23 protein-coding genes and 1 pseudogene are annotated in these 23,649 nt (G+C 72.9%); 8 read left to right on the forward strand and 16 right to left on the reverse strand.

The window, feature by feature from the left end; translation table 11 throughout:
• Positions 1 to 183 precede the first annotated feature (183 nt).
• The 5 genes from ACF068_RS29310 (at position 184) to ACF068_RS29330 (ending at position 6,455) form a co-directional block, all read left to right on the forward strand.
• Positions 184 to 816 carry an RICIN domain-containing protein gene (locus ACF068_RS29310; protein WP_392277319.1) on the forward strand — a complete coding sequence of 211 codons (633 nt, stop codon included), beginning with the start codon at positions 184 to 186 and terminating at the stop codon, positions 814 to 816.
• Positions 817 to 849: 33 nt separating this feature from the next.
• On the forward strand, positions 850 to 1,479 hold the full coding sequence (locus tag ACF068_RS29315; RefSeq protein WP_392277320.1) for an RICIN domain-containing protein: 630 nt from the start codon (positions 850 to 852) through the stop codon (positions 1,477 to 1,479).
• Between the two features lie 107 nt (positions 1,480 to 1,586).
• A complete protein-coding gene (locus tag ACF068_RS29320) occupies positions 1,587 to 1,733 on the forward strand; it encodes a hypothetical protein (RefSeq protein WP_392277321.1) in 147 nt (48 codons plus the stop codon).
• 193 nt (positions 1,734 to 1,926) lie between these two features.
• The gene (locus ACF068_RS29325; protein ID WP_392277322.1) at positions 1,927 to 5,871 is read left to right on the forward strand and encodes an ALF repeat-containing protein; all 3,945 of its coding nucleotides are present in this window, start codon (positions 1,927 to 1,929) and stop codon (positions 5,869 to 5,871) included.
• 2 nt (positions 5,872 to 5,873) lie between these two features.
• The gene (locus tag ACF068_RS29330) at positions 5,874 to 6,455 is read left to right on the forward strand and encodes a hypothetical protein (RefSeq protein WP_392277323.1); all 582 of its coding nucleotides are present in this window, start codon (positions 5,874 to 5,876) and stop codon (positions 6,453 to 6,455) included.
• 256 nt (positions 6,456 to 6,711) lie between these two features.
• Here ACF068_RS29330 and ACF068_RS29335 read toward each other — a convergent pair whose 3' ends face one another.
• A complete protein-coding gene (locus ACF068_RS29335) occupies positions 6,712 to 7,629 on the reverse strand; it encodes an aminoglycoside phosphotransferase family protein (RefSeq protein ID WP_392277324.1) in 918 nt (305 codons plus the stop codon).
• A 304-nt stretch (positions 7,630 to 7,933) separates the two neighbouring features.
• Here ACF068_RS29335 and ACF068_RS29340 point away from each other — a divergent pair, with 304 nt between their 5' ends.
• Positions 7,934 to 8,440: a DUF6624 domain-containing protein gene (locus ACF068_RS29340; protein WP_392277325.1), complete on the forward strand. Its 507-nt coding sequence runs from the start codon at positions 7,934 to 7,936 to the stop codon at positions 8,438 to 8,440.
• A gap of 153 nt (positions 8,441 to 8,593) precedes the next feature.
• On the opposite strand, the pseudogene ACF068_RS29345 reads toward ACF068_RS29340, so the two are convergent.
• Positions 8,594 to 9,103, reverse strand: a pseudogene (locus ACF068_RS29345) (GNAT family N-acetyltransferase); the annotation flags it as partial.
• A 360-nt stretch (positions 9,104 to 9,463) separates the two neighbouring features.
• Between ACF068_RS29345 and ACF068_RS29350 the strand changes: the two are divergent.
• On the forward strand, positions 9,464 to 9,715 hold the full coding sequence (locus ACF068_RS29350) for a DUF6400 family protein (RefSeq protein ID WP_392277326.1): 252 nt from the start codon (positions 9,464 to 9,466) through the stop codon (positions 9,713 to 9,715).
• A complete protein-coding gene (locus ACF068_RS29355; RefSeq protein ID WP_392277327.1) occupies positions 9,699 to 9,929 on the forward strand; it encodes a hypothetical protein in 231 nt (76 codons plus the stop codon). Before ACF068_RS29350 ends, ACF068_RS29355 begins: the two co-directional genes overlap by 17 nt.
• Positions 9,930 to 10,019: 90 nt before the next feature.
• Here the strand turns inward: ACF068_RS29355 and hypE are convergent, their stop codons facing one another.
• From hypE to ACF068_RS29425, 14 genes are all read right to left on the reverse strand, one after another.
• Positions 10,020 to 11,009 (reverse strand): hydrogenase expression/formation protein HypE, encoded by a 990-nt coding sequence (gene hypE, locus ACF068_RS29360; protein WP_392277423.1) that lies wholly within the window; start codon positions 11,007 to 11,009, stop codon positions 10,020 to 10,022.
• 70 nt (positions 11,010 to 11,079) lie between these two features.
• The gene (gene hypD / locus ACF068_RS29365; RefSeq protein ID WP_392277328.1) at positions 11,080 to 12,240 is read right to left on the reverse strand and encodes a hydrogenase formation protein HypD; all 1,161 of its coding nucleotides are present in this window, start codon (positions 12,238 to 12,240) and stop codon (positions 11,080 to 11,082) included.
• Positions 12,237 to 12,563: a HypC/HybG/HupF family hydrogenase formation chaperone gene (locus ACF068_RS29370; RefSeq protein WP_392277329.1), complete on the reverse strand. Its 327-nt coding sequence runs from the start codon at positions 12,561 to 12,563 to the stop codon at positions 12,237 to 12,239. The genes hypD and ACF068_RS29370 overlap by 4 nt, the downstream gene beginning before the upstream one ends.
• 10 nt (positions 12,564 to 12,573) lie before the next feature.
• Positions 12,574 to 15,189: a carbamoyltransferase HypF gene (locus ACF068_RS29375; RefSeq protein ID WP_392277330.1), complete on the reverse strand. Its 2,616-nt coding sequence runs from the start codon at positions 15,187 to 15,189 to the stop codon at positions 12,574 to 12,576.
• Positions 15,186 to 15,881 (reverse strand): hydrogenase nickel incorporation protein HypB, encoded by a 696-nt coding sequence (gene hypB, locus ACF068_RS29380; protein WP_392277331.1) that lies wholly within the window; start codon positions 15,879 to 15,881, stop codon positions 15,186 to 15,188. The genes ACF068_RS29375 and hypB overlap by 4 nt, the downstream gene beginning before the upstream one ends.
• A 2-nt stretch (positions 15,882 to 15,883) precedes the next feature.
• Positions 15,884 to 16,288, reverse strand: coding sequence for a hydrogenase maturation nickel metallochaperone HypA (gene hypA / locus ACF068_RS29385; RefSeq protein ID WP_392277332.1), 405 nt, complete (start codon positions 16,286 to 16,288; stop codon positions 15,884 to 15,886).
• Positions 16,289 to 16,440: 152 nt separating this feature from the next.
• Positions 16,441 to 16,560, reverse strand: a complete 120-nt coding sequence (locus ACF068_RS29390; RefSeq protein WP_392277333.1) for a DUF6893 family small protein — start codon at positions 16,558 to 16,560, stop codon at positions 16,441 to 16,443.
• Complete coding sequence (locus ACF068_RS29395) at positions 16,557 to 17,144, reverse strand: hydrogenase maturation protease (protein WP_392277334.1); 588 nt, start codon at positions 17,142 to 17,144, stop codon at positions 16,557 to 16,559. Before ACF068_RS29395 ends, ACF068_RS29390 begins: the two co-directional genes overlap by 4 nt.
• On the reverse strand, positions 17,144 to 18,586 hold the full coding sequence (locus ACF068_RS29400) for a hypothetical protein (RefSeq protein ID WP_392277335.1): 1,443 nt from the start codon (positions 18,584 to 18,586) through the stop codon (positions 17,144 to 17,146). Before ACF068_RS29400 ends, ACF068_RS29395 begins: the two co-directional genes overlap by 1 nt.
• On the reverse strand, positions 18,583 to 19,221 hold the full coding sequence (locus ACF068_RS29405; RefSeq protein WP_392277336.1) for a DUF6084 family protein: 639 nt from the start codon (positions 19,219 to 19,221) through the stop codon (positions 18,583 to 18,585). Before ACF068_RS29405 ends, ACF068_RS29400 begins: the two co-directional genes overlap by 4 nt.
• Positions 19,218 to 19,826 (reverse strand): DUF5947 family protein, encoded by a 609-nt coding sequence (locus tag ACF068_RS29410; RefSeq protein WP_392277424.1) that lies wholly within the window; start codon positions 19,824 to 19,826, stop codon positions 19,218 to 19,220. The genes ACF068_RS29405 and ACF068_RS29410 overlap by 4 nt, the downstream gene beginning before the upstream one ends.
• 215 nt (positions 19,827 to 20,041) lie before the next feature.
• Entirely contained in the window at positions 20,042 to 20,656 is a 615-nt protein-coding gene (locus tag ACF068_RS29415; protein ID WP_392277337.1) for a hypothetical protein, read from the reverse strand.
• Positions 20,653 to 22,434: a nickel-dependent hydrogenase large subunit gene (locus ACF068_RS29420; RefSeq protein WP_392277338.1), complete on the reverse strand. Its 1,782-nt coding sequence runs from the start codon at positions 22,432 to 22,434 to the stop codon at positions 20,653 to 20,655. The genes ACF068_RS29415 and ACF068_RS29420 overlap by 4 nt, the downstream gene beginning before the upstream one ends.
• Positions 22,435 to 22,538: 104 nt before the next feature.
• Positions 22,539 to 23,627: a hydrogenase expression protein HypE gene (locus tag ACF068_RS29425; RefSeq protein ID WP_392277339.1), complete on the reverse strand. Its 1,089-nt coding sequence runs from the start codon at positions 23,625 to 23,627 to the stop codon at positions 22,539 to 22,541.
• Between the last annotated feature and the right edge of the window lie 22 nt (positions 23,628 to 23,649).

Here is a 23,649-nt window from a genome sequence, read left to right on the forward strand (position 1 = left end):
TCGCCAACAAGTCCGCCAAGAACCGCTTCGACGTCGAGAAGGACTTCGCCCAGGACGCCACCTGGAAGATCGTCACCCCCCTCGCGCGCTGACCGAGCGGGAGGCGGCCACCCGCGTACACGCGCGCCGGCCGCCTCCCGCCGGGCCCTCTCCCTTCAGACCTGAGAAGAACGGAAGCACCCCATGTCCCGGATCGTCCGATCCGCCCTGGCCGTAGCGGCCGGTGTCGCCGCGCTCGCCGGCGGCGTGACCGTGGCCGTCGCCGACGAGGCGCGCCCCCAGCCGACCCCCGCCGCCACCACCGTCTCCACGGCCACCGTGAACGCCGGTGATGCCAGGGCCGCCGCCACCGCGGCCTCGACGCCCTCGGCCGTGCAGCTCAGGGCCGTCCACAGCGACAAGTGCCTCACGACGCCCGACGCCAGCCTCCGCAACGGCGTCAACAGCGTCCAGTCGACCTGCGTCGCGGACGCCGAGAACCAGCGCATCGACATGGTTCCCACCGGCGCCGGCACCTTCGAACTGCGCTTCGGGCACAGCGGCAAGTGCCTGGACGTGGAAGCCGCCGGCACCACGACCGGCACGGTCGTCCAGCAGTGGTGGTGCGTGGGCAAGCCGAACCAGCACTGGCGCCTGGTGATGGTCGACATCACCAACGAGCTGTACGAGCTGCGGCCCGCCCACACGCCGGCCGGCACGAACCGCTGCCTGGACATCGCCTCCGCGAGCAAGGACGACGGCGCGGTCGCGCGGCTGTGGGCCTGCAACGGCACGCCCGCCCAGCAGTGGCGCATCCACCCCGTCACGGCCGCCTGAGCCCCCGTACCCGCGAGAGAAACGGATCCCCACATGTCTCGGATCATCCGGGCCGTCCTGACCGCGGGCGCGGCCGTCGCCGTCCTCGCCGGTACGGCCACCGCCGTCCAGGCGGACGGTGACCCCGGCACGCCGACCGCCTCCGGCACCGCCGCCGAGGCGGCGCGCGAGGCCGCGGCCGTCGCCGCCGCCGCGAAGGCGGAGGCCGCCGCCCGCTTCAAGATGGCGCAGCAGGTCGTCACCCTCACCGCCGCCCACAGCGGCAAGTGCCTCGAGATCGAGGGCGGCAAGACCACGGACGGCATCAACGCCCAGCAGTACGCCTGCAACAGCACGGACTCACAGAAGTGGACCGCCGTCGCCGCGCGCGGCGGCACCTTCGAGATGCGCAACGTCAAGAGCGGCAAGTGCCTTGAGGTCCAGGGCAAGAGCGACAAGTCCGGCGCGGCCGTCCAGCAGTTCACCTGCGGCCAGGGGGACCACCAGCGCTGGCAGATCCTGCTCGTCGACCCCGTGCGCAAGCTGTACGAACTCCAGCCCGCGCACGCGGACGGGATGTGCGTCGACGTGCCCGGCCAGAAGCAGGACAACGGCATCGACGCCCAGCTCTACACCTGCAACCGCACCGACGCCCAGCTTTGGCAGGTCGGGCCGGTCGCGTGAACCGGCCGGACGGCGCGCCCGCGTGCGCCCGTCGAACGCCGCGAAGGGGCGGGAACGTACATACGGCCCCGCCCCGGCGGCCGTTGCACCGTACGTCACTTCCGAGGGTGCGGCAGGCGATCTCCGGCACCGCCGATGACCACGGCCGCCCGGGTCCGGACAGCGGACAGCGGGCCGCGGTGGCCGAGGCGGCGGCGTTCCGCGCGTCCATGGACGACCGTGCCCAGGACGGCGAGAGCCGCGCCCAGGACTGACCGTGCGGGTCCGGCCGGCCCGTGACCGGGGCCGGAGCCGGGGAGCAGGCCAGGACACCCCCTGGCCGGCCGGACGGCGCGCGGACCAACGACCACCCGCCCGTGACCGGGGCGGGATTTTCTCGATCATTCGTCTAGGGGGTTTCCCGTGTGGGGAAGAGCCCGGCCCAGGGCCGGAGGGTCACGCGCGCGCGTGGCCGCGCACGTACGGAAGGCCGTGTCCGCGGCGATCGCCGTGGCGGTGCTGGGCACCGTCACCGGCGAGGCCGCGGCAGCGACCTCCGTACGCGAGGAGAACGCGTCGCTGACGCGGACGCTGGAATCGATGGACCGGCTCGCTGCGGCACCGGCACCGAAGCCCGGTGGCACGGCGCCCGCCGCCACGTCCGAGCTGGACCGGATCAGCGACGAGCGGGACCGTCAACTGGTCGAGGACTTCGCGGAGTTCGACGAGGAGGAGGAGGTCCGCGAGGCCGCCAAGGCGGCGCTGGCCAGCACCGACCCGAACGCCATCCGCGAGTTCCTGGAGTACGGCGAGGCCGAGGCTCGCAAGCGCGCCCAGGACAAGCGGGACGCGGCCGACGTCGCCAACCGCGGCCGGATCGAGGCGCTGCGCGGCACCGGCGGCCCGTTCTTCAACGCCGAGGTCGAGCGCGTCCTGAAGGGCACGGCGCGGGACCGCGCCGACTTCCTCGCCTTCGGCGCGGACATCGCCCGCCAGCGGGACAAGGCGACGGAGCAGAACGAGAAGGAACGCGCGGCGGAGAACCGCAAGCGGGTCGAGATGCTCGCCGCGGTCGGCGGCCCCGAGGTGAAGCGGACCGCGCAGGCCGCCCTCGCCACGGGCGACGACAAGGTCATCGCCGAGTACCTGGAGAAGGGCTACCTGGTCGCCTCGCAGAAGGACGCGGACGACCGGGCCGCCCACGAGCAGGCCCAGAAGGAGGCGGCCGAGGCGGCGGAGCGGCTGCGTGAGCTGGCCCGGAAGGCGGCCGTGGCCGCCGAGGCCCGCACCAAGCTGATCGCGGCGCACGGTGACGCGGTCAAGGCTCTGAAGACGGCGTCCAACGCGATGAACGCCGCGGCCACCCAGTCCCGTGAGGCCGACCGGATGCTCGCCGCCGACAAGGCCGGCAAGCGTCTGTCCGACTACGCCCAGGTGAAGGCGGAGGTCGCCCGTCAGGTCGGGATCGCCGAGGGCGCCGCCAAGGCGGCCCAGGTCGCCGCGGCCCAGGCCAAGGTGCAGGCCGACGTCCTGGTGGAGACCGGTCTGGAGCACGGCGTCCAGTGGTCCGAGGTGGCCACGGGCATCGCCGGCGCGGCGGACGCCGCCGCGAAGGCCGCCGCCACCGCGAAGCACGCGGTGGACGCCACCGCCGCCGACGCGGCCGGGCTGAACTCCAAGAACGCAGCCGAGCTGCACGCCCAGCAGGCCGCCAAGTGGCGGGCCAACGCCGAGGAGCACGCCAAGACGGCGGCCCGGCTCGCCGAGGCGGCCGCCAAGCAGGCCAAGATCGCCGCGGACGCGGCGGCCAAGGCCCGCCAGGCCAGGATCGCGGCCGAACAGGCCGAGAAGCAGGCCTGGGAGCACGCCAGGAAGACCCGGGACGCGCGGATCGAGGCCGAGCGTCAGGCCAAGATCGCCGCCGAGCAGCGGGCGATCGCCGAGCGCGAGCGCGACCTCGCCGCCGCCGCGAGGGCGCGGGCCGAGAAGGAGCGGGACATCGCCGCGGCGGCACGCGCGCGTGCCGAGGCCGAAGCCCGTACCGCCTCGGCCAAGCGGGCCGACGCGCAGGCCGCGGCGGCCGTGGCCGCCGAGAAGCGGGCCACCGCACAGGCCCAGGAGGGCATCGCCGCCAAGGCCGACGAGCTGGCGCGGGGCGAGGAGTCCAAGGCCCGTACCGCCCGTAACAAGGCGGTGGAGGCCGAACGCGCCCACAAGGCGGAGGACGCCCGGGCCCGGGCGAGCGAGGCGCTGGCCGCCAAGGCCAAGGGCACCGAGCACGCCGAGACCGCACGCGCGGCGGCGACCGAGGCCCGTTCCGCGGCCGACGCCGCCGGCACGGCGGCCGGCACCGCCCGTGGCGCGGCCGACCAGGCCTCCGCGGCGGCGGTACGGTCCCGCTCGGCGGCCATCGAGGCGGCGGGCGCCGCCGCGCGGGCACGGGCGGCGGCCGCCGAGGCCACCGCGCACGCCGCGCGCGCCAACGCCGCCGCCAACAAGGCCGAAGCGGCCGCCTTCGCGGCGAACGCGGCGGCCGACAAGGCGGAGGCCGAGGCGGCCCTGACCCACGCGGCCGCCCAGCGCGCCAACCAGAAGGCCGCCGAGGCCACCGCGCAGGAGGCCCGCGCCGGTATCGCCGCCCACGAGGCGTCCCGGCTCGCCGGCCTGGCCGCCCTCCACGCCAACAACGCCCTCCAGGCGGCCAACCGCACCAAGGAAGAGGCCGAGGGTGCCACGCGGGAGGCGGCCATGGCCCGCCTCCAGGCCACGATCGCGGTGCAGGCCGCCACGTCGGCCCGCACCACCGCCGCCGGCATCGCCGACCCGGCCGACACCGCCATCACCCTCACCGCGCCGTTCACCGGCACGGACGTGGACGCCGACTTCGCCACCGAGGTGGCCAAGGCCGCCCAGGCCCTGGGCCAGGCGGAAGTCACCAAGGCCGAAGCGAGGGCGGCGGAAGCACTCAAGGCGGCCGAGGCCGCCGAGGCAGCCGCCAAGAAGGCCAACGCCCAGGTCGCACCCGCCTTCAAGGCAGCCGCGGCCGCTGCCCGTTCCTCCGCGGACGCGGCACGTTCCTCGGTCGCGGCGATGAAGTCCGCCGCCCAGGCCGCCGACGACGGCGCCAAGGCACGAGCCGCCGCGGCCCGCGCCAACGAGGCCGACGCCCAGGCCCAGGCGGACGCCAAACTCGCCCGCACGGCCGCCAACCAGGCCTTCGCCGACGCGGCCGCCGCACGCAACGCCGCCACGCAGGCCGAGGCCGAAGCAGCCCGCGCCCGAGGCGCCGCCGCCGAGGCCGAGAACCACGCGGCGGCCGCCAACAGCGCCGCCGACCTCGCCGAGAAGGAGGCCGCCGTCGCCCAGGGCGCGGCCGCCCAGGCGGAGAAGGACGCCGCCGACGCCAACACCTTCGCCGAGTCCGCCGAGAAGCACGCCACCTCCGCCGAGACCGCGGCCAAGAACGCCGGCACCTACGCCAAGGAGGCCGACGAGGCCGCGAAGAGGGCCGAGGAGTACCAGCGCGAACTGGAGCGCAAGGAGCGCGAGGAGGCCGCGAAGGGCAAGGAGAAGGGTGACCCCTACTCCCTGGACGCGGCCGAGCGCAAGGCGCTGGAGGCGGCGGGCATCAGCCCGGCCGAGTACGAGGCGGCCCGGGCCCTGGCCCAGCAGGACCTCCTCGACTACCTGATGGAGAACGGCGCCGAGCTCCTCGTCGAGATCGCCGCCGACAAGATCAAGGAGTGCTGGGACGACCCGGACATCCCGACCTGCCTGTGGGCGATCGTCGAGAACCTGCCGTGGACGAAGGCGGCCTCCATCGTCAGCAAGCTCCCGAAGATCGGCAAGGCGATCTGGGGCATCAAGGAGTTCCTCGACAAGTCGGCCAAGGCCAAGAAGCTGGTCGACAAGGGCGAGGAGATCATCGAGGACGTATGGAAGAAGCTCCCGGCCTGTGTGACCGACCGGAAGAAGAGCGGCTCGGCGGCGAGGAGTGCGTCGGCGAAGACGTTCGGCTCGCAGCGCGCCCTGGCGGCCGCGTCCGGCGGGGGCGGCAAGGAGGCGGGCGACATCGGTTTGGCTCGTGAGGAGTTCATCGCCAAGCTCATCGGCGGGAAGGTGGCCAAGGACGACAAGGGCCAGGACATCAAGATCGTCATGCCCAACGTCGGCTCCAGCGGTCTCGACGTCATCGGCCCCGACGGTGAGTACGTGTACGTCGGTGGTGGCGCCAAGGCGGCCAACCCGTCCAAGTTCGGCAAGGCCCTTAAGATCAACAAGTACGCGGCCGACGAAGCGGGCGTGAAGGCGGTCTACTACCTCGCCGACAACACCCCGGAATCGGCCATCAAGCAGGCCAAGAAGGTCTTCGGAGACGAGAATGTCCACATCTTCACGCTGCCGGACTGCTGACCATGAGTGACGGATACATCCGCTGGTACCGCGAGTCGGCGGCCACGCCGGTCCTCGCCGCACAGGCGGAGCTGTTCGAGGCGTACGGTCTGAGCCTGGTGCACCCCGTGAAAGGCGCGGCCGTGGTGCTCGACGTCGAGGGGGACGACGTCCTCCTGCGTCCGGAGGAACTCGGTCGGCTGCTGGGTATGCGGATCGCGTCCCTGACGACGAACTGGTGGCTGTCCGCCGACGTCGACGTGGTCGACCAGTTCGCCTACGAACCGCTCGGCTGCGAGATCCAGACCCTGTGGCTGGACGGGCTCACGACGGAGCAGTCGGACGCGGTGGAGGCGGCCGTCCTGGCCGCGGCCGCCGCGCTTCCGGTGCCCACCCGGGCCGTGGTCGTCGACCGCGAGGGCGCGGGTGACCCCGGCGACTGGGACTCGCCGGTGCTGTACGACGGGGAGAACCTGCCGCCCCTCCCGGACCGCCTGCTGCTGGGCTCCTCGCTCGCCGACCGCTTCCTGTCGGCGTTCCCGGAGCTCCGGGGCCAGGCGGGCGGAGGAGGGCTCACCTCGATCACTCCCGTCGGCTCCCGCTGACCCGACCCGAAGAAGGCCCCGCCGGACCACGTCCGGCGGGGCCTTCCCCTTGGGAGGACCGGCACACCACCGGGGCACCGCGGGTGAGGCCACCCCTTCGGCGCCGGTGACGCGAAGGCTCGCCGTGATGCCGACCTCGCCACCCGCCATACCACCGTCCACCCTGGCATGCCGGACTTCCGCACTGCCGCCGGCAGGATCACCCCCGAACCGAGCGAGGAATGAGACCCCTGCTGTTCTGTGACGGTGGGCGGCTTCAGTGGCGGGACGCCTCGATCAGGCGTCGAAGGGCGGTCCGGGCGGGTGGGCCCCAGGTGGCTTTGCCGCCGGGGCGGCCGTGGACGCCGGCGTCTCCGATGAGGATGCAGGCGAGGGCTTTGAGCACCGCCCAGCCGCGGGCGCGGCGCAGGGTCGCCGGGTCCGGGGCCGGCTGGTAGGCGTCATGGAAGCGGTCGGCGGCACCGTCCGGCAGCAGCGTCCAAGCGGCGGCGAGGTCGCAGGCCGGATCGCCGGCACAGAGGTCGCCGAAGTCGATCACGCCGCAGAAAGTGCCGTCCTCGGTGAGGACGTTGGCCGGATGCAGGTCGCCGTGGAGCCACAGCGCCGGCCCCGTCCAGTCGGGCGCAGCGGCGGCGTCTTCCCAGATGGCGCGGACGGCGTCCGGGTCGGGAATCAGCCCCGAACCGGTGGCCGAGGCCAGCGCCTGCGCGAACCCCTCGGCATGGTCGCTCAGCGGCCCTCCACGGTCGCGACCTGTCGGCGCCCCCTCGGGGGCAGGCCGGTGAAGAGCGGTCAGGAAGGCGGCCAAGGTCTCTGCCGCCTCAGCGGCGCGCGTGGCGGGGGCGCGGTCGGCGGGCGTTCCCGGCACCCAGGTGGTGACGATCCAAGGCCGCGGATACCGCTCGGAGGGTTCGCTGAGGCGCTGCGGGACGGGGACCGGCAGGGGAAGACACGGGGCGAGAGCGGGAAGCCACTCGTGCTCCTTGCGCAGCAGCGCGTCCGCGGACTGCGTCGCCCAGGGCAGCCGGACAGCGAGGTCGTCGCCGAGCCGCCACAGCTGGTTGTCCCAGCCCCGCGCACCGAGCCTTACAGGGTGATCGGCCAGGTCGGGGTGCTGGTCGCGGAGCAGATCCCGGACCAACTCCGCGGTGATCTCGATCTCGGTGTGGGTCATGCGGAGCAACGGTAGCCGGGCGGCCCCGGCAAACCTCCCACCGTCGCTGAACGCCCCAGATCGGCAGCCGGCTCACTCGGCCCGGTTCTCAACGCAGTGGTGCTCGCGGACCGCCAACGCCCTCAAGAACTCCCGCCCCCCGTGACCGTCGCAGCGATCCGCCACCGGCTTCGGGGAGTAGATCCATTGTCCCCGCGCGGGGACGTGCCTGTCACCGTTCTCCGGAATGATCTTTCCGCCTGATTTACGCCTTTAGGCTTGCCGGTATCGGGCACAACACACCGATCTGAAAAAGGAGTTGAGAGTGGCGCACGACGTTGCCGCGCTGGCCGTGGAACTCGCGGAGATGGCCGCGGCGGATCACCGGTCAGCAGTCCGCGCGAACAGCGACGACCCCGCCGAACAGTTGGCCTGGCGGCGGCTGACCGCACGGCACGGTGACCGGCTCGGCGAGATCATGGACGAGTACGGCTGGCCGACGGAGGAACTGGTCGGCGAGGAGGCCGCGCGCGCAGCGTGGCTGATCGCCCAGCACGCCGACCGGCAGCTCGACATTCAGCGACGCGCCCTGAAGCTGATGCAGCAGGCGGTGTCGGCAGGCTCGGCCGGCCCGCGCGAGCTGGCCTTCTTGCGCGACCGCACGCTGGTGAATGAGGGCCGCAAGCAGATCTACGGCACTCAGATCGCCGGCGTGAAGGACGGGGCACCGGTTCCCTGGCCCTGTGAAGAGCCGCAGCGCATGGACGAACTCCGTGCGGAAGTCGGCATCGAGCCCTTCGACGAATACGTCGCCAAGTTCGCGAAGGCCTGACCACCACCGGAGGTGCCGGGGCGGCCACGCGCAGGAGCTCGGCGAGCCGGGCACCTTGAGTGCCGGCGCCCCGCCGGATTCCTCATGACCTGGGCCCTCTACCAGCGGTGCCGCACGAGAGCGCCGGTTCGGCGTCGGGGCCGAGCTCTCGCGGTGGGTATCCGCGGCGGGGACGCCAGGGGCGGGGAGGCACTTCATGAGCAGCCGGCTCCCCTGCCGGCTCACCGGATGGAACCCCGCCTTCGCCCAGGCTCGGACGGCGTGACTGTTGGACGCTTCCGGGTCGACGGTCACCCGCGTCCAGCCCAGCACTGTCTGAAGGTGCCGGACAAGGGCGCGGGCGGCGTCGGGGCCGAGGCCGCTGCCTTGAGCCTGTGGCAGGAGGACCATGTCGATGCCGCCCTGGTCCGGGCCCGCGGGTACGTACTGCACATAGCCGACCGGGATGGCCTGGGTGAGGATCAGGAAGGACTCCACGCGTGGGCGGCGCCTTCCCGTGTACTTCGCGGCGACTTCCTCGCGGGTGAGAGGCTGCCCGCCCCAGTTCCGTACGAATTCGGGATCGGCGAACCAGCAGGCCAGCAGAGGCAGATGTGCTTCGGTCGCCGGGATGAGACAGGTCAAATTGCCTGCTATGACCCCGCCATCCGGCTTTCCGCGCATTGCCGTGCCTCTCCCGGTGGTGTGCTCTTCCGGGTTCATCGTCCCGGGAAGAGGGTGGCTGGGTGGCCTGGCAGCGGTACGACTCCGCGCCGTACCGGATCAGGGCGCACCGGAAGGGCATCCCGGCCGCCTCCCGCCGGACACGCTCGCAAGGCGCTTCTCGCCCGGGTCGGTGCCCACCCTGCGGATACCTCTGACGTGGACGGTGTGCCCGGCCCGGGGCACACGGCCGACCGACGGCGGCGCGGTCGCGCCCCCGGCCCCACCCCGATGAGGTACGTCACAATGCCTTCCGGCGTGGCGACCCCCCTGGTAGAGGTGGCTGGGACCAGTGACTTCCCGTGTGAAGGTGCTCCGCGCATGAACGACAGCCCCGGCCACGACCCTGTGGCCTTCTCGCTCGACCTCACCCTGGAGGAGTCCCGCCGACGCGCCGCGGTGGTGACCGCCCTCGGTGACGACTGGGACCCCATGGCCGTGCTCCGCTCGGAGGAGCAGGCGCACCGCCTGCTCTACTCGGGTCTGGACGCGGAGCAGGAGCGGACGTACGCCATGCTGGTGGAGGCCGGCGTGCTGCCCGGACGGGACACGGGCGATGCGGCTTCCCATTGACCCGCAGGCGGACCGGGCCCGGCGGGCGTGGGTCCCGTGCCCGGGATGCGACGACGCCCGGGACTGCGTGACCTGTGCGCAACGGCGCAACTGCTCGGACCACTGGCGTTACCTCATAGCGAACGAGGGCGCGCGGGTGCACCTCCAGTGCCCCGGCTGCACCCATACCTGGACGCTGGACACGCGCCCCGGCAGGCGGGGCCTGACCGCCTGAACCCGCGGACGCGCGGGTTCAGGCGAAGGCGGGCACGGGCCGCTGGTCGGCGAGGCACCGATGAGGCCGGGCCCGGCGGGCGAGCACCGGTCAGCAGATCCGCGGGAGCTGCTCCCCGAGCGGCATGTCCACCACCCGCGTCCCGCCCAGGCCCGTCCGGGCCACGACCATCCCCGGGTGCTCGGCCACCGCCTCACCGACGACCGCCGACTCGGCGCCCAGAGGGTGCGCCCGCATCGCGGCGAGGACCGCGTCGGCGTGGTCCCGCGGCACGAACGCCACCAGCTTGCCCTCATTGGCCACGTACATCGGGTCGAGGCCCAGGACCGCGCAGGCGCTGGCCACCGGCGCGGGGACCGGGACGGCACGCTCCTGGACGACGACCCCGGTGCCCGAGGCCGCCGCGATCTCGTTGAGCGACGCGGCCAGACCCCCTCGGGTCGGGTCGCGCAGCACATGGAGATCCGGTGTGACGGCGAGCATCGCCTCGACCAGGCCGCCGAGCGCCGCGCAGTCGCTCTCGATGTCGACCTCGAACCGCAGATTCTCCCGCTCGCTCAGGATGGCCACACCGTGGAGCCCGATCGCCCCGCTGACGATCACCACGTCACCGGGCACGACCCGCTCCGGACGCAGGTCGACCCCGGGCGGGACCAGTCCGATGCCCGAGGTGTTGATGTAGACGCCGTCGCCGTGACCGGCCTCCACCACCTTGGTGTCGCCCGTCACCACCCGCACACCGGCAGTACGGGCGGCGGCGCCCATAGCCTCGGCCACCCGGCCCACGGTGGCGATCTCGACGCCCTCCTCCAGGATGACGCCGCACGACAGGTAGGCGGCCCGGGCCCCGCTCATCGCCAGGTCGTTGACCGTGCCGTTGACGGCGAGGTCACCGATGCTGCCACCGGGGAAGAACAAGGGCCGCACCACGAACGAGTCGGTGGAGAACGCGAGCCGCGCCCCGCCGAGCTCGACGGTGGCCGAGTCGGTCAGCCCGCCGGGCGCCGGGCCCGCCAGGGCGGGGAGGAAGACCTGCTCCACCAGCTCGGCGGACAGCACGCCGCCTCCGCCGTGGCCCATCACCACCCGCGGCCGGTCCCGCAGCGGGGCGGGACAGGTCCAGGACAGGACGTCCGGCCCTGTGTACGTGTCAGACAACGGGGCTGCCCTCCAGGGTCTGGGCGGTGGTCGCCGGGGCCGTGACCGGCACCGGGCGGGCCGGCAGGTCGAGCCGCCGGTACAGGTAGTAGGCGGCGCACGCGCCCTCGCTGGAGACCATGGTGGCCCCGAGCGGGGTGCGCGGCGTGCACGTGGTGCCGAACGCCTCGCACTCGTGCGGCTTCAGCAGTCCTTGCAGCACCTCTCCGCTGCGGCACTCGGCCGGCTCACGGGTGGCGATGTCACCCACCTGGAAGCGGTGCTCGGCGTCGTGGTCCCGGTAGCGCGCGGACAGCCGCCACCCACTGGCGGGGATGACGCCGATGCCGCGCCAGGCCCGGTCGGTCACCTCGAAGACGTCGTCCAGCATCGCGCGCGCGGCAGGGTTGCCCTCCGGTCGGACGGCACGCTCGTAGGCGTTCTCCACCGTGTGCTCGCCCCGCTCGAGCTGGCGCACGGTGCGCCGTACGCCTTCGAGGATGTCGAGCGGCTCGAAACCGGTGACCACGATGGGCACCCCGAACCGTTCCGCGAGCCCGGGGTACTCCTCCGTCCCCATCACGCTGCACACGTGCCCGGCCGCGAGAAAGCCCTGGACACGGCAGTCCGGTGACTGCATGATCGCCTCGATCGCGGGCGGGACCCGGACGTGCGACACCAGCAGGCTGAAGTTGCCGATGCCGCGCTTGCGGGCCTGGTGGACGGCCATCGCGTTGGGCGGCGCGGTCGTCTCGAAGCCGATGCCGAAGAAGACGACCTCCCGGTCCGGGTTCTCCTCCGCGATCCGCAGCGCGTCCAGCGGCGAGTACACCACCCGGACGTCGCCGCCCTCCCCGCGTACCTGGAACAGGTCACGGCCGGTACCGGGCACCCGCAGCATGTCGCCGAAGGAGCAGAAGATCACGTCGGGACGCGAGGCGATCTCCAGGGCCTTGTCGATCACCTCCAGCGGGGTCACGCACACCGGACAGCCGGGCCCGTGGATCAACTCCACCTCGTCGGGCAGGAGTTGGTCGATGCCGTGGCGGATGATGGTGTGCGTCTGGCCGCCGCACACCTCCATCAGCGCCCAGGGCCTGGTCACGGTGGCCCTGATCTCGTCGAGCAGCCGTGCCGCGAGCTCAGGATTCTGGAACTCGTCGATGTACTTCACCGCAGCACCTCCCCGGCCGTGGCGGCGCCGTCCGGCCCGTGTCCGTTCCCGCCCGCCTCCGCGGCGGCCTGCTCCCACGGGTCGCCGAACTCCTCCTGGAGCAAACCGAGGTTCTCGAACAGCTCCAGCGTCCGGCGGGCCGACTCCTCGTCCAGCCGTTGCAGGGCGAAACCGACGTGGACGATCGCGTACTCGCCGACCTGAAGGTCCGGCAGGTACTCCAGGCACACCTCCTTGACCACACCGCCGAAGTCGACGCTGGCCATGCGGGTGCCGTTCCGTTCCTCGACCCCCAGTACCTTCCCTGGTACCGCCAGGCACATATGTGTCTCCTCACTCTCGCGCCACGGAATCCGTGGCCGATTCCGTGGCCGACTCCGTGGCCGTGGCCGTCGATTCCGCTCGGGCCGTGGCGCGGGCGGCCACCACGAGCTGACCGAGGGCCAGCCCCCCGTCGTTGGGCGGGACACGGCGGTGACGCAGTACGGTGAAACCGTCCGCCCGCAGCCCGCGTGCGCAGGCCGACGACAGCAGCGTGTTGGAGAAGACCCCACCGGTCAGCGCGGCCGTCTCCAGTCCGGTCGCCTCGCGGGCCAGCACGCAGACCGTCCGCACCATCCGGGCCACGGCCGCGTGGAACCGTGCCGCGACGACCGGGGCGGGAACACCCCGCCGTACGTCCTCGACGACCGCGGCCAGCAACGGCGCCGGATCGGCGGTCACCGGAGACGCACCGGCCGGGCCCCGCCCGGTCAGACGGAAGACGTAGCGCGGATCCTCGTCGCAGGCCCCGGCGGCGACCGCGGCAGCCTCCAGCTCGATCGCGGCCCGGGCCTCGTACTCGGCGTGATGGCAGACGCCCGCAAGGGACGAGACGGCGTCGAAGAGCCGCCCCATGCTGGACGTGGGCACGCAGTTCAGCCCCCGCTCCAACTGCCGGCCCAGCACCGCCCGTTCCTCCGGCGGGCAGGCGGCGACGCACGGCAGGTCCGCGTCCGGCGCGATGCCCGCCGCCCACAGGTGCGCCAGCGCCATGCGGTAGGGCCGCCGGACGGCCGCGTCACCCCCGGGCAGCGGTACGTAGGCCAAGTGCGCGAACCGTAGGTAACCCTCGTAGCCCGCGAGCAGGAGCTCCCCGCCCCACACCGCCCCGTCGTCCCCATGGCCCGTGCCGTCGAACGCGACCCCGATCACCCGGTCGCCCTCGGCCACGCCGTGCTCGGCCATGACGGCGGCGACATGCGCGTGATGGTGCTGGACCCGCGCCACCGGGCGCCCCGCGGCGTGCCGCCGTGCCCACGCGCCCGAGCGGTACCCGGGGTGCGTGTCGGTGACGAGCAGCTCGGGGCGTACGCCCGTGATGGACTCCAGTTGCCGTTCGGCGCGGCCGAACGCGCGCTGGGTGGCGAGGTCGTCCATGTCCCCGACGTGGGCGGACAGCCATGCCCTGTCGCCCTCGGCGAGGCAGAAGACGTTCTTCAGATCACCGCCGACCGCGAGGGCGGGAACCACCGGTACCGGCAGCGTCAGCGGCAGCGGGGCGTAACCCCGGGAACGGCGCAGCACCAGCGGCTCACCGTCGCAGACGCGCACCACCGAGTCGTCGCACGGTACGTGGACGGGCCGGTCGTGCGTGAGCCAGGCGTCGGCCAGACCGGCCAGCCGGTCGAGGGCCTCGTCGTCGTCGGTGACGATGGGTTCGCCGGAGAGGTTGCCACTGGTCATCACCAGCAGCCGGGGCCCGCCCGCGCCTAGGTCGTGTCCGCAATGTCTCGCCTGGCCCGCGGTGTCCTGCACGCGCGCTCGCGGCGTTGTCGTCGGTCGCCGATGCTCCGCATCGACTCCCTCCTCCGCCTTGCGATCGCACGCACCGGACACCGCGGCCCCCGCCCCCCGGGCGGACGCCGATACTTTCCGGACACTCCCGAGCAGCAGATGGTGCAACGGCGTGTAGGGCAGCATCACCCCGAGGTCGGGACTGCCGGGCGCGACCGCGTCGGCCGGCGCGAGTGCCCCCGGTGCGTCCGTGGCGCCGGTGCGCCGCCGCAACAGCACGACGGGGCGGACACGGCCGGTGAGCAACTCCCGCTCGGCGGGGCCGATGTGCACGAGGTGCGCCACATCGGCCACGTCCCGGGCCATCACCGCGAAGGGCTTGCCACCGCGTGCCTTGCGGCGGCGCAGCTCACCGACCGCCCGGCCGTCGGTGGCATCACACGCGAGGTGGTACCCGCCGATGCCCTTGACGGCGACGATCGCCCCCGCGGCGAGCAGCGCGCGCGCCCCGTCGACGGGGTCCTCGCCCTCCGGCCGCACGTGCGCGGCGGCCGTGACGAGCCGCAGGCGCGGGCCGCACGCGGGGCACGCCACGGGCTGCGCGTGGAAACGCCGGTCGGCGGGATCGTGGTACTCGCGATCACAGGCGGGGCACAGCGGGAAACCCGCCATCGTGGTGTGCTCGCGGTCGTAGGGCAGGCCGGTGACGATGGTGAACCGCGGCCCGCAGTGCGTACAGGTGATGAAGGGGTGGCGGTGGCGGCGGTCGGCGGGATCGGCGAGCTCGGCCAGGCAGTCGTCACAGGTGGCGGTGTCGGGGGCGACCAGCGTGCGCACGGGTCCCGACGTGCGGGAGGGGACGATGGCGAAACCGGTGCCCCCGGTGGGGGGCAGGTCGGTGGTGTCCACGGCCTCCACGACGGCCAGCGGCGGGGCCTCGGGCGCGATGCGCGCGCAGAACCGGTCGACGAGCGCCGCCTCGCCCTCGACCTCCACGACCACGCCCTCGCCGGTGTTGGTCACATGGCCGGCGAGCCGCAGCTCCGAGGCCAGGGCGTACAGATACGGCCGGAACCCGACCCCCTGCACCACCCCGCGCACGACGGCCCGGACGCGCCGCACCGGCGGAGCCACCACCTGCCGCGGCGCGGCCGCCTCGGGCGTCGCGTTCACGCCCCGGCCTGTGCCATCACCGGGGCGTGCACCTTCGCCCCCTCGGCCGCCGCCAGCGCCCGCTCCACCAGCAGACCGGCGCCCCGGGCACTCCGTACGGAGCTGAGGACGATCTCCACACCGGGGTTGACCTGCTGCACGTTGGCCCGGAAGGCGGCCTCGTCGAACTCGGCGGGACCGGCGAGATCGGCCTTGGTGACGATCACCAGGTGCGCGAGGCCGAACGCGGTGGGGTACTTCAGCGGCTTGTCCTCGCCCTCGGTCACCGAGGCGAGGACGACCCGCAGCGTCTCTCCGAGGTCGTACGACGCCGGGCACACGAGGTTGCCGACGTTCTCCACGAACAGCAGACGGGTGTCCTCGGGCAGCCAGTTGTGCAGGTGCCCCGCGAGCATGTCCGCCTCCAGATGGCACAGCCCGTCCGTGAGGACCTGCTTGACCGGCACGCCGGAACGGCCCAGGCGCACCGCGTCGTTCTCCGTCGCGAGGTCCGCCGTCAGCGCGGCGGCCGGGACGCCGCGTTCCCGGGCGATCGTCAGCTCCCGCTCCAGCAGGGCCGTCTTGCCGCTGCCGGGACTGGACAGGAGGTTCACCACGGTCGTGCCCCTGGCCGTCAGTTCACTGCGCAGGACGCCGGCCGCCATCGTGTTCTTGGCGAGCACCGCCTGCTGGAGGTCGACCACACGGCACATCGTCAGCTCTCCTCGAGGATGGTTGCGGGGGTTGCGCCGGGGGAGCCGGGAGCGGGGGTGCCCGCGGCCCAGCGCACTTCGGTGATGCGCAGTTCGCGGCCCGCCACCAGCTCGGTGGCGGCCGCGCGGCAGTGGGGGCAGAGCATGTCCGGGGGCATCCCGGTGTCCCAGGTCCGCCCGCACGGAGCGCATCGCGCGCTGCCGGGGACGGAACGGGTGACGAGCTCGGCACCCTCCAGGACGGTCCCGGCGCAGGCGAGTCCGAAGCAGAAGCGGAGCGAGTCGGAGACCACTCCGGCCAGCTCGCCGATCTCGAGGTGCACATGCTGGACGCCCCGCGCGCCGCGGGACCGTGCCGCCTGCTCGACCTGGTCCACCACGGACAGGGCGACGGACATCTCGTGCATGGGTCTCCGTCCGGGCCCGGGGATGTCGCTCCGGCCCCATTACACGGCCGTGACCCGGCGGCGCGCCGACCGGCGCGCCGGGGTCACACGGCTGCGTGGGCCGTTCGGCCCAGCCGGGTCCGCCGGGCCGGCGACGGGCGCCGGCCGGTGGGTCACATCCGGCGGATGCGAAGGTAGCGCCGGACGTCGGGCAGGACGTTCACGACGATGGCCGCGAGCGCGGCGGCGGTGGCGGTGGCGGCGGCCGCACCGCCGATGAGGCGCTTGTTCATGGTGCTCTCCGTGAAGGTCGGTGTGGGGGTGTCGCGCGGGCGGGTCGGTCTCCGGCGACGGCTTCGCCGCGGAGCGGTTCGGTGACCGGTTCCGTGACCAGTTCGGTCACCAGGCGTACCGCCTCCGGGAGGGCGGCGGCCACGGGCGGGCTGAGCCCGATGCCCTCCTCGACGGTGGCGGGCTCGCAGCCCACGACCAGGGTGCGTCCCGGTGGGGTGGCACCGGTACCCGCGCACAGGCTGTCCAGCAGCGCCAGTACGGCGTCGGGGGACATGCGGTGGCCGTCGAGGGGGACGCCTTCGGCCGGCTGCCGGGAGCCCGGCTCGGCGGCGTCGATCACGTACAGCGTCCCCGGCTCACCGCCCCGCGCCGTCGCGTCCAGGAGGACGAGGGTGTCGTACCCGTCGAGCAACTGGTACGCCAGGTGGACGCCGCGGATGCCGATGTCGGCGACCTCCACACCGGCGGGCAGATCCTGACGGGCCAGCACGCGTGCCGCCTCGACGCCGAAGCCGTCGTCGCCGAGGAAGATGTTCCCCGCCCCGGCGACCAGCGTGCGCGGACGGGGCCGGGTGGGGGCCATCACGTGTCCTCCGCGACATCGACCTCGTCGGGCTGGAAGTAGAGGAAGCGGCCCTGCTCACGGCGGATGTCGGCGCCCGGGTCGTCGTCGACGGTGACCGCGATGTGCACGCCGCCGTCCACGTCGTGCAGGACCGCTTCCACCAGGGCGAGCCGGCCGCTGAGGAACAGGTCCTGGGCGTCGCTGTGGCGCAGCCGGGGACGCAGCACGACGCGGCTGCCGGCCCGTACCGGCCGTCCGCCGACGAGGACGTGGTCGGTGGCCGGGTCCACGGACGCGTCCGCGCCCGGGTCCCACCAGGGGGTGTCCGGCCGCGTGACCCCGCTCTGCCCGAAGGGGTCGGACGGTACGGAGACGTTCGCCGCGACGGCCGGCGCGGTCACCTCACGGAGGCCGCGCACGGCGCCGTGCAGGCGCTCCAGGACCTCCGGTGGCATGGAGTCGGCCAGCTCGATGACGGCCGCCGCCCGCACGTCCGTACCCCGGGCCTCGCGCTTCTCCTCGTCGGTCAGGGCGGCGGTGCGCAGCGCCAGGATCTCGTCGATCTCCGTCGCGTCGTACAGCGCGCCGGGGCTCTCGGGCGCGATCGCCGGGTGGTCCTCCAGAATGATCGGCGAGGAGAGCACCAGGTCGCCGCCGCCCGGCTCGCCGGCCAGCACCGGCCAGGTGTGCAGGTTGCGGCACGCGGCGGTGGCTCCCCGCGCCCACTCCGGCGGGTCCGTCATCGACAGGAAACGCCCCGAGTCCAGGCACAGCAGCGTATGACTGGCGACCAGGGACCGGGGCAGCGCCGCGTCGCGGTCCGCGTCGCCGTCCGGCGTCCAGTCGCTGGTGTTCTCCACGACCAGGCTCAGGCGGTGCGTGCGGTACGGGCCTTCCAGCTCGCTCGTCGACATCCGCAGCGCACCGGTGACCTCCTCGCGACGGCGCACGAGCCGGCCCACCACCTGCCCGGTGGAGTCCGGGACCGGTTCGGTCTCCTCGGACGCCGGGCGGGTGAACGGGATGACGATGCCCTCGCCCACCAGGCCGTCCACCGGAACGGTGAGCCGGACGACCTGCTCATGACCCTCGTCCCACGGGACGATCACCTGGTCGTCCAGGCGCAGTTCGCCCACCGTCTCGAAGGTGCCGTCCGGGCGCACCCGTTGCACGGTGCGCCGTTGCGTGTGCAGGAAGCGGACCTCGACGGCGAGCGTGGCTCCCCGTCGGGGTTCCATGAGCAGTTCGGTGTGCTGGAAGTCGTGTTCGTCGGCCCGCGCCGTCCAGGCCGGTGGCACGAGCACCCCGAACTGCCAGCGCAGGCGGTTCTTGGCGGCCGACGCGCGGTACGGGTAGAGCACGTACCCCTCGAAGAGCACGGCGTCGGCGACCTGGCGTGCCACGGCCAGCCGTGCCTCGGTCCCCGGGGAGAACGTGGTCGTGGTCGTGATCGTCGTCATGGTGTCCTCTCCCCGGCCGCGTCGAGGAGCGCCTCGACGGTCGCCTCCCAGGAGGGCAGGGCGCGCCGCGACCGGTGGGCGAGCAGCGCGTCCATGGTGTCCCGGGGCAGCCGGATCCAGCCGGAACCCGGGAAGTGCTGGTCGACCATCTCCCGCCAGGTCTTCACCGGCATGCGGAAAGCGGCCTCCTTGTCCCAGGGGACGGGCTCGACGCGGAAGCCGCCGGCGCCGGTGAAGGCGGTGCCGGAGAACAGCATCAGCAGCGGCACCTCCCCTTCCTCCAGGGCGTGGAAGTAACGGGTGGAGGCGATGTCCATGTCGTAGGTGCACGGCACCACCAGGTCGGTCTCGACCTCCCCGGTGAAGCCGGGAACCATCACCGAGACCTGGGCGAACTGCACCGGGTTCAGACTGCTGCCCCAGCGCGACCGCTCACCGAACAGGTCCGTCAGCCGCGTGGCCTCGGCGTCGCCGTAGCCGCGCCGGACGGGCTCGATGCGGATCTGGCAGCGCAGGGCCAGCGCGTGGACGCGGGCCCGCTCGGACGCGGTGACGCGCAGCCGGAACACCAGGGTGGGGCCCGCCGCGTACGGGTCGGCGCGCACCCCGGTGCAGGTGAAGGTGAAGTCGGTCATGACCCGCTCCCTCGGACGTCACGGGCACGGTCGCGTACGTGGGCGAAGAAGGCGTCCAGGTCGGCACGGGCCTCCGCGCCACCGTCGAAGCCCTGCCACCGCAGGCGCATGCGGCCCACCAGCTCGTAACAGATGTCGACGGGCACCAGGAAGCACTCCACCGAGCCCTCGTGGCGGCGCAGCAGCAGCGCCTCCACGTCGGGTTCGAGGAGTCCCGCCAGCGGCGAACCGGCCAGGACGGCCTGCCAGGAGGCCGGGTCCAGCTCGCTCTCGGTCGCCCCGGCCGGGCTCGGGTAGAGCGCGACGAGCCGGTCGAGCGCCGAGTTGCGGAAGAAGAACGCGACGCCGACGGGGATGCGCAGGTGATCCCAGGACTGCTCGTCGATGCCGTGCCCCGGGTCGCTCAGGTAGCGGCCGGGGACCGCGCGGAAGCGGCCCCCCGCCCCGCCGGAGCCGTCCAGCAACTGGGCGCAGGGGGCACAGACACAGGCCAGCGCCCGCTTCTCGGTGTCGACGAGGTGCCGGTGACGCTCGCCGGTCAGAGGCACGGCGCACAGCTCGCACCGCTCCTCACGGGGCGGGGGCGGGCCCACGAAACGCCGCAGCCCCCGCGATCCGGGCCCCCGCCCCGCCCGCGCCGCGCCGACCGGGTGCGTGCCCCGGAGGGCCGCGGTGTCTGCGTCGGGTGGGCTCGCGGGGGCCGCGGTGCTTGCGGCGGGTGGGCCCGGGTGGGGTGCCGTGCTGGCGTCGGGTGGGCCCGGGTGGGGTGCCGTGTCCGGCCGGTGCGGGCTCTTGCGGGCCGTCCCGGCTCCGGGCGCGCTCACGGGGCCGTGGCCGGTGAGCGGCCGCCGCCGACGGCGTGTGGCGGGCCGGCGCCGATCTGGAGGAGCGCGGGCTCCCGGGCGGCCTCCTGGAGTTCCACCGCCGTCACTTCGGGCGCGAAGCACGCGACGGTGTCCCGCGCCGCCTGCTCGATGCCCTCCCGGGTGCCGGCGCAACCGCAGCCCGCCGACCCGGTGAGCCGCAGGCGCAGCACGCCGGTCGCGGCGTCGAAGCCGACGGTCTCGACCGGGTGGGGGAGGCCGTCGAGGGCGCGGTCGATGCGGCGGCGCACGTCGTCCGGGTGCAGCCCGTGCAGGACCAGCAGACCCGCGACGAGTTCGTCGCCGAGGAGGGCGGCGAGGGTGTCGCGGGCCGTGGCGTCGGGGTGACGTCCGACCAGCTCGACCGCGCGGGCGAGCCCGGCCCCGTAGAACTCCATGAGGACCCGTACGAGTTCCTCGGCGGCCTCGCACGCCGCGCGGTCGCCGGAGTCCGCCAGCCGGTCGAGGACCTCCTCGACCAGCCGGCCGGCCGTCTCCGCGTTCATCGCGCCGGACGCGGGCGGCGCGGCGGACACCGAGGGCGCGGCGCCCACGCCGGGGGCGCCGCTCATCCGGCCAGGCCGCTCAGGCCGGTGGGGACGTGCATGGACTTCACGGTCCTGCCGTCACCGACGTACATGTGCACACCGCAGGGCAGACACGGGTCGAAGCTGCGCACGGCACGCATGATGTCGATGCCCTTGAAGTTCTCCGGCGGGTTCTCCTCGAAGATGGGCGTGTTCTGCACGGCGTCCTCGTACGGTCCGGGCGTTCCGTAGGTGTCGCGGGTGGAGGCGTTCCACGGGGTCGGCGGGTACGGGTGGTAGTTGGCGATCTTGCCGTCCCGGATGACCATGTGGTGCGACAGGACCCCGCGTACCGCCTCGGTGAAACCGACACCGATGGACTCGTCCGGCACCTCGAACTTCTCCCAGGTCTGGGTGCGCCCGGCGCGCACCTCCGCGAGGCCCATCTCGGCGGAGTGCAGCGCGACGGCAGCGGCGTATGCCTGGAAGTAGGTGCGGGCGCGGTTGCGCTCCAGGGCGTTGCTCCAGCGGGGGATCTTCCACTCGAAGGTGGTCTCCGGCTTGGTGAGCGTACGGGGCAGGTTGATGACGACGCTGTGGCCGGTGGCCTTGACGTACCCGATGTCGACGAGTCCGGACAGCGCGGTCGACCACAGGCGGGCGAGGGGGCCGCCGCCCGTGTCCAGCGGCAGGTAGTCCTTGCCGTCGAACCAGCGCGGGGACATCACCCAGCTGTACTTGTCGTTGAAGTCCCGCTTCTGCGGGGCGGGGATGGTGTGCTGGTTCCACGGGTGCCGCGGGTCGACCGGGTTGCCGAGCGGGTCGTGGGTGACGAACTGCTCCTGACCGGCCCAGTCCTCGTAGTAGGAGCTGCCGAGCAGGATCCGGATGCCGAGGTTGATCTCGGTGAGGTCGTTGGTGACCAGCTTGCCGTCCACGATCACCCCGGGGGTGACGAGCATCCGCCGGCCCCAGTCCGTCATGTTGGCGTAGCTGAAGTCGCAGTACTCGGGGTCGTTGAACGCCCCCCAGCAGCCGAGCAGCACGCGCCGGCGGCCGACCTCCTCGTAGCCGGGCAGCGCCTCGTAGAAGAAGTCGAACAGGTCGTCGTGCAGGGGCACGACGCGCTTCATGAACTCCACGTACCGCATCAGCCGGGACATGTAGTCCGTGAAGAGCTGTACGGACCCGATGGTGCCGACGCCGCCCGGGTACAGGGTGGAGGGGTGCACATGGCGGCCCTCCATCAGGCAGAACATCTCCCGCGTGTACCGGCTGACCTGGAGCGCCTCGCGGTAGAACTCGCCCTCCAGGGGGTTGAGCGAGCGCATGATGTCGGCGATCGTGCGGTAGCCGTGGTCGGCGGCGTGCGGTGCCTCGGTGCGCTCGGCGAGTTCGAGCACTCCCGGGTTGGTCTCGCGGACCATCTTCTCGCAGTAGTCGACCCCGACCAGGTTCTCCTGGAAGATGTTGTGGTCGAACATGAACTCCGCGGACTCGCCGCAGTTGATGATCCACTCGGCGAGGTGGGGCGGCTTCACCCCGTACGCCATGTTCTGCGCGTACACCGAGCAGGTGGCGTGGTTGTCACCGCAGATGCCGCAGATGCGGCTGGTGATGAAGTGCGCGTCGCGCGGGTCCTTGCCCCGCATGAAGACGCTGTAGCCGCGGAAGACCGACGAGGTGCTGTAGCACTCGGCGACCCGCTTCTGCTTGAAGTCGATTTTCGTGTGGATGCCGAGGCTGCCCACGATCCGCGTGATCGGGTCCCACGCCATCTCCACCAGGCCGGTGCCGTCACCGGACGTCGTCGAGGTCGCCATTGTGTCTGTGATGCCCTTCGGTCAGCGCTGTGAGCGGGGGAGGGGGCCGGGAAGTGAGCCGGGGAGGGAGCGGGGGCGTGGAGCGGATGCCGTGCCGGGCGCGATCACCACGGAGGCCGGTAGCCGGTGGTGATCTCCCGGCCCGTGTGCCGCCACTTGGGCTCCTTGTCCACGGTCCGGGCGGTGATCGTCCGGAGGCGGCGGATCACCGCGCCGTAGGCTCCGCTGGCGGTGCTGGAGAACTTTCCGCCAGGAGGTTCGTCCATGAACGGCATGAACTTGTCGGGGAAGCCGGGCATGGTGCACGCGATGCAGATGCCGCCCACGTTCGGACAGCCGCCGATGCCGGCCATCCAGCCACGCTTGGGCACGTTGCACTTGACGACGGGGCCCCAGCAGCCCAGCTTCACCAGGCACTTGGGCGAGTCGTACTCCATCGCGAACTGGCCCTGCTCGTAGTAGCCGGCCCGGTCGCAGCCCTCGTGGACCGTGGCTCCGAACAGCCAGGTGGGGCGCAGCTTGTCGTCGAGCGGGATCATCGGTGCCGACCCCGCCGCCTGGTAGAGCAGGTAGGTCAGGGTCTCGGCGAAGTTGTCCGGCTGGATGGGGCAGCCCGGTACGCAGACGATGGGGATGCCCGCCTTCGACTTCCAGTCCCAGCCCAGGTAGTCGGGCACGCCCATGGCGCCCGTGGGGTTTCCGGCCATGGCGTGGATGCCGCCGTAGGTGGCACAGGTGCCGATCGCCACCACGGCGAGAGCCTTGGGGGCCAGGCGGTCGATCCACTCGCTGGTGGTGATGGGCTGGCCGGTGTCCGGGTTGTCACCGAATCCGCACCAGTAACCCTCCTGCTTGATCGCCTCGTTCGGGATGGACCCCTCGATCACCAGGACGAACGGGTCGATCTCGCCCCGCTCACCCTTGAAGAACCACTCGATGAACGTGTCCGCCCCGTTCACCGGCCCGCACTCGAAGTCGATCAGCGGCCAGTGCACGGCGATCTTGGGCAGGCCGGGCAGTGCTCCGAGGGCGATCTCCTCGATGCTGGGCTGCATGGCGGCCGTGAGGGCGACCGAGTCACCGTCGCAGCTCAGCCCGGCGTTGATCCAGAGGATGTGGATCGGTTTCTCCTCGGCATCGGGCGCTCCGGAAGTGCCCGACTGTTCGACCGTGGTCGGCGACGCTGTGTTCATCGAAGCCCTCCTTGGGGAGGCA

Origin of the sequence: Streptomyces sp. NPDC016309 (assembly GCF_043077235.1) — a bacterium.
GTDB lineage: Bacteria > Actinomycetota > Actinomycetes > Streptomycetales > Streptomycetaceae > Streptomyces.